Source organism: Mucilaginibacter agri (genome assembly GCF_009928685.1).
GTDB classification, from domain to species: domain Bacteria; phylum Bacteroidota; class Bacteroidia; order Sphingobacteriales; family Sphingobacteriaceae; genus Mucilaginibacter; species Mucilaginibacter agri.
The window spans coordinates 264,008-276,608 of sequence record NZ_WWEO01000039.1 but is presented as its reverse complement, the minus strand read 5'-3'; the positions used below and the strand labels follow the sequence as shown (position 1 = coordinate 276,608).

Annotated in this window: 12 protein-coding genes and 1 tRNA gene; 3 read left to right on the top strand and 10 right to left on the bottom strand. The window is 41.4% G+C overall.

Features of this window, described 5'->3' with window-relative positions:
• Positions 1-26 precede the first annotated feature (26 nt).
• Positions 27-1,070 (bottom strand): NHL repeat-containing protein, encoded by a 1,044-nt coding sequence (locus tag GSY63_RS05600; RefSeq protein ID WP_166584839.1) that lies wholly within the window; start codon positions 1,068-1,070, stop codon positions 27-29.
• Between the two features lie 257 nt (positions 1,071-1,327).
• Here GSY63_RS05600 and GSY63_RS05595 point away from each other — a divergent pair, with 257 nt between their 5' ends.
• Positions 1,328-3,739, top strand: a complete 2,412-nt coding sequence (locus GSY63_RS05595; protein WP_166584838.1) for an ABC transporter permease — start codon at positions 1,328-1,330, stop codon at positions 3,737-3,739.
• A gap of 170 nt (positions 3,740-3,909) precedes the next feature.
• Here GSY63_RS05595 and GSY63_RS05590 read toward each other — a convergent pair whose 3' ends face one another.
• The 9 genes from GSY63_RS05590 to GSY63_RS05550 all read right to left on the bottom strand — a co-directional run bounded on the left by GSY63_RS05590 (position 3,910) and on the right by GSY63_RS05550 (position 10,590).
• Positions 3,910-4,233, bottom strand: a complete 324-nt coding sequence (locus GSY63_RS05590) for a hypothetical protein (RefSeq protein ID WP_166584837.1) — start codon at positions 4,231-4,233, stop codon at positions 3,910-3,912.
• A gap of 340 nt (positions 4,234-4,573) precedes the next feature.
• The gene (locus GSY63_RS05585; protein WP_166584836.1) at positions 4,574-5,038 is read right to left on the bottom strand and encodes a hypothetical protein; all 465 of its coding nucleotides are present in this window, start codon (positions 5,036-5,038) and stop codon (positions 4,574-4,576) included.
• A 240-nt stretch (positions 5,039-5,278) separates the two neighbouring features.
• Positions 5,279-5,671: a hypothetical protein gene (locus tag GSY63_RS05580; RefSeq protein ID WP_166584835.1), complete on the bottom strand. Its 393-nt coding sequence runs from the start codon at positions 5,669-5,671 to the stop codon at positions 5,279-5,281.
• Between the two features lie 95 nt (positions 5,672-5,766).
• A tRNA-Ser gene (locus GSY63_RS05575) sits at positions 5,767-5,857 on the bottom strand.
• 111 nt (positions 5,858-5,968) lie between these two features.
• Entirely contained in the window at positions 5,969-6,292 is a 324-nt protein-coding gene (locus tag GSY63_RS05570; RefSeq protein WP_166584834.1) for a hypothetical protein, read from the bottom strand.
• A gap of 159 nt (positions 6,293-6,451) precedes the next feature.
• A complete protein-coding gene (locus GSY63_RS05565) occupies positions 6,452-7,450 on the bottom strand; it encodes a transglutaminase family protein (protein ID WP_166584833.1) in 999 nt (332 codons plus the stop codon).
• 27 nt (positions 7,451-7,477) lie between these two features.
• The gene (locus tag GSY63_RS05560) at positions 7,478-8,413 is read right to left on the bottom strand and encodes an alpha-E domain-containing protein (RefSeq protein WP_166584832.1); all 936 of its coding nucleotides are present in this window, start codon (positions 8,411-8,413) and stop codon (positions 7,478-7,480) included.
• A gap of 135 nt (positions 8,414-8,548) precedes the next feature.
• Positions 8,549-9,997, bottom strand: coding sequence for a circularly permuted type 2 ATP-grasp protein (locus GSY63_RS05555; protein ID WP_166584831.1), 1,449 nt, complete (start codon positions 9,995-9,997; stop codon positions 8,549-8,551).
• A gap of 236 nt (positions 9,998-10,233) precedes the next feature.
• On the bottom strand, positions 10,234-10,590 hold the full coding sequence (locus GSY63_RS05550) for a TfoX/Sxy family protein (RefSeq protein ID WP_166584830.1): 357 nt from the start codon (positions 10,588-10,590) through the stop codon (positions 10,234-10,236).
• Between the two features lie 181 nt (positions 10,591-10,771).
• Here GSY63_RS05550 and GSY63_RS05545 point away from each other — a divergent pair, with 181 nt between their 5' ends.
• Both GSY63_RS05545 and GSY63_RS05540 read left to right on the top strand, forming a co-directional pair.
• A complete protein-coding gene (locus GSY63_RS05545) occupies positions 10,772-11,590 on the top strand; it encodes an SDR family NAD(P)-dependent oxidoreductase (RefSeq protein ID WP_166584829.1) in 819 nt (272 codons plus the stop codon).
• 93 nt (positions 11,591-11,683) lie between these two features.
• Positions 11,684-12,574 carry a helix-turn-helix domain-containing protein gene (locus GSY63_RS05540; protein ID WP_166584828.1) on the top strand — a complete coding sequence of 297 codons (891 nt, stop codon included), beginning with the start codon at positions 11,684-11,686 and terminating at the stop codon, positions 12,572-12,574.
• The last annotated feature ends 27 nt before the right edge of the window (positions 12,575-12,601 follow it).

The window sequence follows — 12,601 nt, the reverse complement described above, 5'->3', positions numbered from 1 at the left end:
CGCAGAATAATAACCTTTTCAACTTTTTACTTTAACTGCAGCTTTTTGATCGTGTGCGTTTTTGTGTCCGAAAAATAAAGTGCGTTTTCATGATCGCCTAACGCAAGGCTGTTGGCATTTACATCGGCGTCGAAGCCCACTCCATCACGTCCGTCGGGATGAGCGGTATTAGGCCCTGCAAGTTTGCTAACCGTGCCATTTACAATTCTCTTGATATAACCATCTGCTGCGAGGTACATTGTTTTACAGTCGGCATTTAACACGATACTGGTAATATTGCCGAGTGGTGTTCCCGTATTTATTAGGGCGTCTACTCCGCTTGGGGTATGTTTGTATAAACCAGTGTTATGGGCAAAATAAATTACATTATTACGGCCTGTAAATAATCCTGTCAATCTAAATCCGCGTTCGTTTTCTTCATTAGGATCACCAAAAAGTGTGCTTTCATTAATAGAATGCTGGGGAATGTTTAGAACATCCGCATAGCTTACAAATATTCCATATCCCGAACTGCTCCAAAAAAAGTCTGCATACGGATCTTTTGCTAAACAGGCATGTGTTATATAAAATCCCCCGTCGCTTGCCAAAACATTTCTACCGGGATCAAACAACCACTGCTGTGTGCCGCCCCCTCCTATTTCTACCAACCCAATCACGTGCAGGTTTTTCTTATCATCTTCGCCAACATATAGCGGCCGTAAAAGACTACCATAAGAACCCGTATTCAGATTTTCTGTCGACACCTGATATTCGGGGGTGATTTTACGGATAACGTCGTTATATTCATCGGCCACATATAAAGACCCATCTTTTAACAACTGGATACCCATTGGATGATTAAAACGCGCAATACTACCTGCGCCATCCGCGGAGCCTGAAGTATTAGCCTTGCCCGCAATAGTTATCACTTTGTTTGTAGTACCGATATCAGCCACAGATACGCTGTTGCTAACCATAAATGGATCTTGGTCGGTGGATGATGAGCTTGGTTGTGCTTGCTCACTTTTTTTGCAATTTGTAAAAATAGTGATTAAGATAAGGCTAGTTAGCCAGATAAATTTACTTTTCATAAGGCTTGGATTTTAATTGGTGATTAAAATTATGAAATGCATTTTTCTTCAAAGGCAAATAATCTAACCTGATACATATCTGAGAAAAAGTGTGCAATTTTTCAGCAATGTTTGCAATCAAACCACTGTCCGCAACCGTACAACCACCATATCACAACCGAACGATACGATCACATAAACTACACCATAACAACCTCATAAACAATTAGTTAAAAATACGGCACGTTATTAGCTATCCAATTGGAAATCACCTCGTCATGATTAAAAATTACCTTTTGATCGCCCTTAGAAACCTGAAAAAGAACAAGGCTTTTTCGTTTATCAACATCACCGGCCTGGCTATAGGCATGGCTGCGGGTTTGCTGATTATCCAATACGTAGTGTTTGAATTGAATTATGATAATTTTCACACGAAGAAGGAACGCATATTCAGGGTTAGTCAGGATAGATTTAACAACGGAAAATTAAGCACCCAATGGGCTGGGGGCGCTTTCGCAGTAGGAAGCAAGCTCAAAGCGAATTTTCCTGAGATCGAAGATTTCGTTAAAATACTGGGTAATGGTTCTGTTTTGGCTACCTATCAGGATCAGAAATTGGTTATGGAGAAAACCTACTTTGCGGGCAACTCTTTCTTTAATATTTTTAGTTACGCACTTACCGCAGGCGATCCCAAAACTGCACTGCTGGAACCTAATACAGCCGTTATCACTGAAACCGTTGCCAAAAAACTTTTTGGAAAGGTTAACCCGATTGGCAAATTAGTTTCTTTCAGCTACAATGAACCGATAAAGATTACCGGTGTAATGAGGGACTTCCCTGTGAATACGCACTTTAAATGTGATGTATTGATGTCGTACAGCACTTTTTTAAAATTTGTGGGACCCAAAAATGATATTGATAACGCCTGGCTTAACGATGGCGCGCTCACCTATTTATTACTCAAACCTGGCACCGATCCAAAAACGCTCGAAGCCAAATTTATACCTTATATCAATAAAGAATACAGCCAATATAAAGCAAATGGCGAGGGTGCTATTTATCATTTACAACCTTTAACAAGTATTCACCTGTACTCGCATTTAATGCTCGAAGCAGAGCCGAACGGCGATGGTAAGTCTGTGTATTTGTTGGCAGGCATAGCCATATTTGTGATTATTATCGCCTGGATCAATTACATAAACCTGGCAACAGCAAGAGGTATTGGGCGGGCCAAAGAGGTAGGGGTACGCAAAACCCTCGGATCGGCGAAATTGCAGTTAGTGATGCAATTTTTACTGGAAGCTATGGTACTTAACGGCTTGGCAATTTTACTGGCTATTGGATTGATCATTGTTTGCTTACCACTCTTCGCAACGCTATCCGGGCAATATTTAAGCCTCACTTTATTGATAGCACCGGCATTCTGGCTGGCAGTAATTGGCTTATTTATATTGGGATCGTTTTTCTCCGGATTTTATCCGGCAATTGTACTATCCGCATTTAAACCTGTAGATGTGTTGAAGGGTAAACTTACCACCTCATTAAAAGGTATTATGCTGCGCAAAGGGATGGTGGTTTTCCAGTTTTCGGCTTCTATATTTTTGTTGATCGGCTCCCTTACCGTTTACCGGCAGGTGAGCTTTATGGAAGCGCAAAAACTGGGCATAAATATTAATCAAACCCTGGTCATAAAACCTCCGTTGGCTAAAGTAGATTCTTTTTATCGCAGCATGAGCGGTTTTAAAACAGAAAGCTTACGCGATCCGGCTGTTAAAAGTGTTACGGTATCTACTTCGGTTCCCGGCGAACCGGTTCAATGGAATGCGGGAGGAATTAAATTGGTAGGTGCACCTAATACTGCGGCCAAGCAGTACCGCATTATTGGCGGCGATTACGATTATTTGAAAGCATATAACGCTAAACTCATAGCCGGAAGACTGTTTTCTAAAGATTATTCAACAGATCCGCATGCAGTGGTGTTTAACCGTAAAGCAGTGGAGCAAATTGGTTTCACCAAGCCAGAGCAGGCGCTGGGTAAACAAATAGATTTTTGGGGACAGGTATACACCATTACGGGCGTGGTTGAAAATTATCACCAGCAGTCGCTACACGATGCTTATGATGCACTCATTATCAGATGCATACCCGACGTACGTGGTAACGTTTCGGTAAAAGTAAGCACATCAAATTTACCCCAAACCATTGCTATTCTGAAAGCTCACTGGAAAGAATTTTTTCCCGGCGATGAGTTTAATTACTTTTTCCTCGACCAGCATTTTAACGAACAGTATGATGCTGATAAGCAATTTGGGCAGGTGTTTGCCGCATTTACAGGCATTGGCATTTTTGTGGCCTGCCTGGGTTTATTCGGGCTGGTATCTTACACCATTGTGCAACGAACCAAAGAAATAGGCATCCGAAAAGTATTGGGCTCGTCTGTTAACGGCATATTAAAGTTGCTATATAAAGATTTTGCGGTACTTGTAATTGTGGCTTTCCTGGTATCGGCACCGCTGGCCTGGTATGCAAGCCACCAATGGCTGCAAACCTATGCCTTCAGGATCAATATTACCTGGAGTTTGTTCGCGGCTCCCTTTCTCATTGTTCTGATAATCGCCTTTGCAACCGTGTCTTATTTAACCGTAAAGGCAGCTTTAATGAATCCGGTAAAAAGTTTGAGGAATGATTGATGGGCATTGGTGAAAATGAATTAAAAAAAATTTCGTCTGGACACGAACGCGCCAGCACATTGGACAAGGTTGGCGGCAACACCAATCTTCGGCCTAAATAATGATCTTTTTCAAAATCTAGCTATACTATAATATCACATGGCGGAGTCTTGCGGCAGCATGCGGGGACCTTACTTTTCAGACAACGTACTTATTTCAGGGTTTGTTCTTAAATACTGTACTTCTACAGAGTCTCCAATTTTGAAATGTGCGCTACCTGAGTTACCAGTGAAGTGCTTACCGCGAACTTCAAATTGATAAGCATAATAAAAATCATGAGATACTGGACTATTAGGCCGATAGATTTTTTCATCTATTATCACAGCTTTAATTTTAACAGGATCCTTTTTGATGAGCTCATAATTATCGTTGATGCAAGAATGGATAAGCGATCCGATTGCCGAGAGAATGATTAGGCGTATCAAAATAATATATCTCTTATTACTGTTTAACATCTGCATTAGTTTTAAGTACAATCAAGAGGCGTTAGCTTTACCATTAAGTGTGTTTTAGTAACAGGTTCAGTTTTTTTCCAGTTGATTTGCTAAGACATTTTGCCCTATGTGGCCCATGCGTTCTGCGTGCAATATCAATTAGCCCTGCTAAACGATCGATTTAATAAGGCTAGGGCTAACTACACAATTTTTATAACATCACACGCGGCACGTGTGCGCCAGCATTGGAGTGTGCAACTATCGGCTAGTTTCGTTGGATTATACTTTGATTTAAGAAACGTAGCTACACTTTACAAAGTCGCACGTGGTACATGGTTGTTGCACTTGAAGATTGCGTCTATTATATTCTTGACAAATCAACAACTTGAATGTCCTTTATCTCAGCCTTACTAGCGAATACGGCATTCCCTTTATATCGAAAATTAAAGAGTAAGTCTTTAAAAGTTTTTTCGCATTTTATTGAACTTGCGCTGTCGGCTTTCATTGCAAATTCATAAAGGTTGTTATCAATATCAAACACCATTGAATAAGTTAAATATGGCTTATCATTCAACCTCGTAAAATACTGACTATAATAAGCAATCTTATCCTGAAAGATAATTTTCTTTGTAGTGTAGCCAGTAAATTTCTCGATAATGCCATCCATTAACTTCGAATAAGTTATAGCTAAATATTTATTATCGCTAAGGCCACTTATCTTTTTATTATATTTCAGAACTACAAAAAATTTATTTTTATCTAAACTATCTGTTCTCGAATAGTAAACATATTTAGTTTGCTGCAATGCCTTCCACTCAGAAGGCACACAAATTTTTTCGTTATCAATATCTAAACAATTCCATTTTTTGAAAGTGAATCACTTTCAAAACCCGCAAAGAATGTTGAAGCTTGATTCGACCTACTTTTACAAGCTGTTGCCAAAAAAGCTAAAATCAAAATACAGTAATTCATTTTCATACAATTATCAACTAGTTGCTCCTTACAAAGTCACACGCGGCACGCGTGCGCCAGCGCGGGGGAATTTTAGATTTAACTTTTAACAATATTATTCACGCCCCAGTCGGTTTAAGATTTCATTTGTCTTATATTCTCCGTCTTTAAAAATTGACTTTATATCCTCTCGAAAAAAATATTTATTTTTCGCAAAACCAATAACATAAAAGTTAAAAAATAATTTTTCAACTTTTATAAATTGATCTGATGGAAGACTTCGCCTCCAAAGAAACTTTTCTATAACAAACTCTTGAGAATTGTATTTGATGTCGATAAACAAATAGTAAAAGGCATTAATAAGGAAAGCAACTAGTAGAAAGAATAAGTCAACAGAAATCGATGAACCTAATAAGAATGTAATCCCAAGGAATAAGATGGAAAACAATAGGGTCAGAATTTGATATGCTTTAGCAATCCTCAATCCTATAAAATTATATTTAATCATTTTTCTGATTTTCTTATAAGCTCTGCATTGCTTGGACCAAACTAAAGATAAGTAAACACAAAAAAACGCCACCAAACTGGCAGCGTTTAAAATTTTGGCGGAGAGGGAGGGATTCGAACCCTCGATACGCTTTTGGCGTATACACACTTTCCAGGCGTGCTCTTTCGACCACTCAGACACCTCTCCCGGATTAACAAGTTTGCAAAAGTATAATAATCTGCACGTTTAACAACAAAAAAAAGCGAAGCCTTTTTAGGGGCTTCGCCTTCTCATCAAACCACATCACACATTTATCAATTAGTAATATCTAACACCGTTGTGTTTTTTGTCGTAAATATTATAGCTCAGCCTGTTTTGCATGTAGCTTAGGTGGCGGCGTTCGGCAGGGGTTATGCGACCATCGGCCATGGCTATGCGTTTTTCGCGTTGCAGGTATGCCTCGTTACGTTGCAGGCGGTAAGCCTCGGCGCGGGTAAGCTGGCCGTGGCGCTCGCCTTCGCCGATGCGGGCTTGCTGCTCGTACTGGCGATGGTTAACTACAGGGGTACGGTTTTGAGCTTCGGCTGCAGAGGTAACTGCTAGTATTGCAATTAATAAACCTCCAAATATTTTAGTTTTCATAATTGTCATTGTTTAATAGGATAGATAGATTTTGCCTCCACAGGTTTAACCTCCTGCATCAAAACTATCGTAACAAATCAATGACAACGCGTGTCGACAAACAAAAAAGCCGCCCCAATAATCATCGGGACGGCTGTATACTTTTTAATGCCAGACTAATTACTGCTGCTGCTGCTGTTGTTGTTGTTGCTGCTGAATCATTTCCATATAGCGTTGATAGCTATTTTTAGAACCATCGTTACCGTTATTAGTAAACGGACCGGGGGCGGTTACCCTTTCGGCAAACTTATCGGCTATCGGTTCGGGTTCGTGATCCTGGTAACCTACCGACACGGCCACTTCCAGATGGTGCCCCGACGAGCCTTTATAAACCCCCTTTACCGGCGAGCAATCTAAAAAGTTACGACCAACCGCGAGGCGAACGTGGGTTTCGTTAGCTATGCAATTATTGGTTGGGTCGAGGCCCAGCCAGCCGTAGTTGGGTATATAGGCTTCGGCCCAGGCATGGGTTGCACCTTCGCCGCGCATACCGCTATGGTTGGGGCAAATGTAACCGCTTACGTACCGGGCCGGTATATTAACCAGGCGAAGCATCTCGGTAAGCATGTGAGCAAAATCCTGGCAAACACCGGCCTTTAGTTTCCAGATTTCTTCCAGTTTAGATTCAACGGTAGTTACCCCTTTTATATATTCGAAGTTTTTATAAACGTACTGGCAAAAACGCAGAGCCAATTGGTATGGGGTATCGCCCTCGTTCTTCTGCCCGCTTACTACGGCTTTCAGCTCGTCAATACCATCAAAATACTCGCGTTTCAGAAAATCAATATAAGGCACGGTATATTGTAACTGCGTAAGCGTTTCCCACTGCTGGGCCGGAAATATATCGTCCATAGGCAATTGTCGAGGCATGGTGTTTACCACCAATTGCGAGTTAATAACCATTTGATTATGCGGAACAGAGTAAGTAAAGCTTCCCACTTCGTTGCCATAATAATCTACATGGGTATCAACAATTGGATTGCCGGTAATATGCAGATCGTGTTTAAGCACGGTTTGGTGTACATCCACTATCGGAAACAGGATTACCTGATTCGCGCTGTCGCGCACCGCGCCATCGTAAGAGTAACGTGTTATATGTTGAATTTTAAATTCGGGCATGGCGTATTAGATTTTAATTTTTACAAACTACGAATTGGCAAAATAGCGCTCGTTCATGAGGTTACCAATCTGGTAAAGCTGGTCTTTCAAATGGGTTAAATACAGGTGCAGGCCATCGTTCTGGATGCCTTTAACCGAGCTGTATTTGATATGGCTCTGCAGCTTACCTATGAAGAACGACAGCTCCTGGTAATCGGTCATGCTGCTGTCCAGTTTCAGCCTATCGAAATAGCGCTGTATGTTATTAACCGAATAAATAACCGACCGTGGGAAATCATTGTTTAAAATGACCTGCTCCAGTACATTATGTGCCTCGAGGCCATCGCGATAGGTTTTTAAATAAAGTTCATAACCACCTAGCGACTGCAGTAAGTGCTTCCAATAAGTGGTATCGGTAAGCAGATCCGGGTTATTATTAAGCGGACCAAACTTAATATCCAATATATCTATCGACTGGATAGCCCGTTCGAGGTATTTACCAATGTTCATAAAGCTACGACCGGGGCCACGCTCCATCGTCACTTCGGCAGTGCCATAATATAACATTACCTGCTTTATCAAAATGTCGAGCACGCTTATCGGGTCCTCCTTCTTTAGCCGCGTACTCAGGCTCTTATCCTGCACACAATGGTAATACTCGTTTAAGCATTGCCACAAGTCGGTATTAATGTGTTCCTGCACACCACGGGCGTTCTCGCGCGAGTGGGTAATAATGCTGATGATCGAATTCGGATTGGTTTTATCTGTAACCATATAATTGATCACCGTGCGACTATCATTGTTCAGCTTATCAAACAACTCCTGGTCGGCACCCGAAAATATGCGGATCACCGGCTCCCAGGTAAACCCCTGAATAGCATCCTGCGACGATGCATAATTTATTTTCAGCATACGTAAAATACCGTCGCTGCGCTCTATATACCTGCTTAACCAATAAAAACTTGCTGCTACTCTGCTTAACATTTAGCCCCCTTGCCCCCTAAAGGGGGAATTTTAGTTAGTCCTCCCGATCCCCTAAAGGTGGAAGACTTTAATTTGTATGTTATATTTATAATTCTTTGTCGCGTTTTCAACTCCCCCTTTAGGGGGTCGGGGGGCTTACGCCAGCACCCAGGTATCTTTACTACCGCCGCCTTGCGAGCTATTTACAACCAGCGAGCCTTCTTTCAATGCCACCCGGGTTAGTCCGCCTGGCACTATTTCAATACCATCAGGGCCGCAAAGGGCATAAGGGCGAAGGTCAATTCGTCGCGGTCTCAGTGCGCCCTGAATATAGCATGGCGCTGCCGAAAGACTGATGGTTGGCTGCGCGATAAAGTTGCGCGGCTCTTTTAGTATCTCCAGTTTATAGCGGTCTATTTCTTCTTCTGTTGATGCATGGCCCATCAGCATGCCATAGCCCCCGCTTTCATTGGTTTTTTTGATCACCATTTTATTGATGTTCTCAAATACCAGTTTTTGCTCGTCGGGGTTATTGAGTCGATAAGTTGGCACATTTTTCAGCAAAGGTTCTTCGTTAAGATAATATTTGATCATATCGGGTACATAAATGTAGATCGATTTATCATCGGCCACTCCATTACCGATAGCATTTACAATGGCCACATTACCTTTACGATATGCGCCCATAATGCCCGGTACACCCAACACGCTGTTAGGATTAAAAACCAATGGATCGAGGTATTCATCATCAACACGACGGTAGATCACATCTACCTGTTGCAACCCGGTGGTAGTTTTCATATATACCTTCTGATTGTTTACCACCAGGTCGCGCCCTTCAACCAGCTCTACCCCCATTAAGCGCGCCAGTGTGGTATGCTCAAAGTAAGCCGAGTTATATATACCAGGACTCAGCAACACAATAGTAGGATTGCTTACGCGCCTTGGCGACAATGCCTGTAAGTTTCTATACAGAATGTTAGGATAATCGGTAACGCTACGCACGCCGCAGTTAGGCAGCAGATCTGGAAACAAACGCTTGGTGATCTCGCGGTTCTCCAGCATATAACTTACACCTGATGGTGTACGCAGGTTATCTTCCAGTACATAAAAAGTACCTTCTTCATCGCGAATCAAATCGATACCTGCAATGTGTACATAAATATCGTAAGGCACATCTACCTGGTACATTTCGCGCAAAAAGTGCGGGCATGAGTAAATGGCATCAATTGGTATAATACCATCTTTTACAATAAATTGATTGTGGTAAATATCTTTCAGGAAAAGATTGAGTGCCGTAAGGCGCTGCTTTATGCCTTTTTCTACAAAGTTCCACTCGCTGCCGGTTATAATGCGGGGGATGATATCAAACGGAAATATCTTCTCGATACCCTCACCGCTGTTGTAAACAGTAAAGGTTATCCCCTGTTTCATAAACAACCTTTGGGCTAACTCCTCTTTTTTGCCCAAATCGTCGGGCGATTCTTTAGATAAATAATCTATAACCCGCTGATAATGCGGCCTAATATCCGAATTCTGAAGATACATTTCGTCCCAAACACCTGGAATTGAATTATAGCCATCAAAATGCGCTTCTTTATACATATATCTTCGGTAATAATTTTAAATCAAGTTTAAATTTTTGTTAAAATATCAACTTTTATTACATCTTTTAAATTTAGCAATAATTTACATTATAAAAATGATCAAAAAACAATCATAATTTAATAATTTTTATAAAAACAAAATTCAAGAAATGTAAAATGGATTACCGCAGCGTGGCGGCCATAAATAGAATAATAATTAAAGCGGTATAATGTTTTAAAATCGTGCTGATAAACCTACTCGGTTCTTTTCTTTGATGGTTTTGCCACCTTTCCAGCTTCCAGCGCTATGTCTAACCAAAATTCAAATTCTGCTTCGCTATCAACTGCTTCGGGGCTAATTAATAACCAACCCGTTTTTAGCGGCTTACCGCGCATCTCCATCCGTTGCACGCCGGCATTTTTAACAAGCTCGTCTGTAAGCTGGGGCAGACATCGCTGCATTATCCCGCCGCTGCGATGTGCGCGGGTGCACATAATATCATTAACCATAAAGGTAACCCCTCCCATTTTGTATTGCTCTTCTACCACAATATTGGGTACGCGCGCAAGCGCCATACGCAGGCGTTCAGCTAAAAATTTATCATAGGGCATAATTGATATTGCTTGGTAATTATAAAGTTAACGAGTTTTTCTGGTAGAAAAACAAGCTTACTTTTTCAGATAAATCCAGATTATTCCTCCCTTCGCTGATTTGTATCAGCACTCCGTACTTATGTATAAATTTCGCTGCCAAGCCACCTATACCTTTGTGTTAACATTAACAAATAAAACAATGGCACAAACAATTTTTATAACAGGCGCTTCACGCGGATTTGGTAAAATATGGGCAGAAGCATTTTTAAAACGTGGTGATAAAGTGGTAGCTACCGCCAGAAACCTTGACACGCTTAACGACTTAGTACAAAACTACGGCGACTCGATATTACCAATCCAGCTGGATGTAAATAACAGGGATGCAGCATTTGCTGCCATCAATAAAGCCAAACAACATTTTGGCTCTGTAGATGTGTTGATCAATAACGCAGGCTTTGGCTTATTTGGCACTATTGAAGAAACCAGCGAGCAAGAAGCACGCGACCAGATAGAAACTAACGTATTTGGCGTGCTATGGTTAACGCAGGCCGCTTTACCGATCATGCGCGAACAAGGACATGGTCACATTATCCAGGTTTCGAGCGTTTTAGGTGTGGCTACCTTACCTATACTTGGTATATACAACGCCTCTAAATTTGCGGTAGAAGGCTTTAGCGAGACCCTTGCTGCGGAGGTTAAAAGCTTCGGCATAAATGTTACCTTAATTGAACCTAATGGTTTCTCTACCGACTGGGCCGGTCCATCGGCTATTCAAACAACGCCTATGGATGTTTACCAACCTGTTAGAGATGCATTTCAGGCAGGGCTCACCGAAGATTCATTCGGCATTCCTGAAGCTACTACAGACGCAGTGTTGAAACTGGTAGATTCTCTAAACCCTCCATTACGTTTATTTTTAGGTAAAGTTGCCCTACCTTGGGTTAAACAGGTTTATGAAGGCCGCTTAGCTGAATGGGAAGAATGGGCCGACGTATCAACCGCAGCTCACGGTAAATAAGCATCATAAATTTACAAGGGTACGACCATGTACCAGCGCAGTATCAGTAATTTTATATTACTGATACTGCTTTATTTTAAATGACCAGAAAGCATGAAACATTTTAAAAGCCTCACAGAACTTACCAGATATAACGGCTTCGAACCGCCCGAAAATCCGCTATTGGCTCCTATTCGTTGCAACCAAACCTGTAGTTTAGGCAATAGAGAGTTCACCTCCGATTTTTATATGATCGGCTTCAAAAAAATGAAGTCGGGCATGTTTTTATACGGTCGTACTAGGTATGATCATGATTCTGGTTCGATGTCATTTGTAAAGCCACGCCAGGTAGTAGAACTGAAAGATCTGGAATTTGAGGAAGATGGCTTTCTGTTACTTTTCCATGAAGACTATTTAAACGGCCACTCTTTACATAACGAAATAAAGAAGTACAGCTTTTTTGAGTATGAAACCAACGAGGCATTGCATCTCTCGCCCAAAGAGGAGCAAACCATGTGGGAGCTTTATTCGAAAATAGAAGCTGAATGCAATAACAACCCCGACGAATATAGCCGCGATATTATTTTAGGTCATATCGATTCGATGTTGAAATATTCGCAACGGTATTATAAACGCCAGTTTATGAACCGCAATGCAGTTTCGGGCAAAACGGTGTCGAAATTTAATGGCGCACTTTCCACCTATTTCGAAAAGGGCAAATTGCTCGACAAGGGCCTACCAACAGTTAACTTTATGGCCGAAGAATTAAATTTATCTCCACGTTACCTTAGCGATCTACTGAAACAGGAAACAGGCAAAACTGCGATGGAACTGATCCATATTTTTTTGATCTCGGAGGCTAAAAACATATTAACAGGCTCGGATAATAATATTGCCGAAACTGCCTACTCTTTAGGATTTGATAATCTCCCTTACTTTTCCAGGCTGTTTAAAAAAGAAGTGGGCCTTAGCCCGATGCAGTTCCGCAAGCAGATTTTGAATTGATATACGAGCGACTAAATATTAAAAAGC

What these genes read in the sequence shown, in the direction of transcription:
- GSY63_RS05550 (WP_166584830.1), bottom strand. Translation starts at nt 10,590, where the DNA reads ATGCCCTATGATAAATTTTTAGCTGAACGCCTGCGTATGGCGCTTGCG.
- GSY63_RS05555 (WP_166584831.1), bottom strand. Translation starts at nt 9,997, where the DNA reads ATGTATAAAGAAGCGCATTTTGATGGCTATAATTCAATTCCAGGTGTT.
- GSY63_RS05540 (WP_166584828.1), top strand. Translation starts at nt 11,684, where the DNA reads ATGAAACATTTTAAAAGCCTCACAGAACTTACCAGATATAACGGCTTC.
- GSY63_RS05560 (WP_166584832.1), bottom strand. Translation starts at nt 8,413, where the DNA reads ATGTTAAGCAGAGTAGCAGCAAGTTTTTATTGGTTAAGCAGGTATATA.
- GSY63_RS05565 (WP_166584833.1), bottom strand. Translation starts at nt 7,450, where the DNA reads ATGCCCGAATTTAAAATTCAACATATAACACGTTACTCTTACGATGGC.
- GSY63_RS05545 (WP_166584829.1), top strand. Translation starts at nt 10,772, where the DNA reads ATGGCACAAACAATTTTTATAACAGGCGCTTCACGCGGATTTGGTAAA.
- GSY63_RS05600 (WP_166584839.1), bottom strand. Translation starts at nt 1,070, where the DNA reads ATGAAAAGTAAATTTATCTGGCTAACTAGCCTTATCTTAATCACTATT.
- GSY63_RS05590 (WP_166584837.1), bottom strand. Translation starts at nt 4,233, where the DNA reads ATGTTAAACAGTAATAAGAGATATATTATTTTGATACGCCTAATCATT.
- GSY63_RS05595 (WP_166584838.1), top strand. Translation starts at nt 1,328, where the DNA reads ATGATTAAAAATTACCTTTTGATCGCCCTTAGAAACCTGAAAAAGAAC.
- GSY63_RS05570 (WP_166584834.1), bottom strand. Translation starts at nt 6,292, where the DNA reads ATGAAAACTAAAATATTTGGAGGTTTATTAATTGCAATACTAGCAGTT.
- GSY63_RS05580 (WP_166584835.1), bottom strand. Translation starts at nt 5,671, where the DNA reads ATGATTAAATATAATTTTATAGGATTGAGGATTGCTAAAGCATATCAA.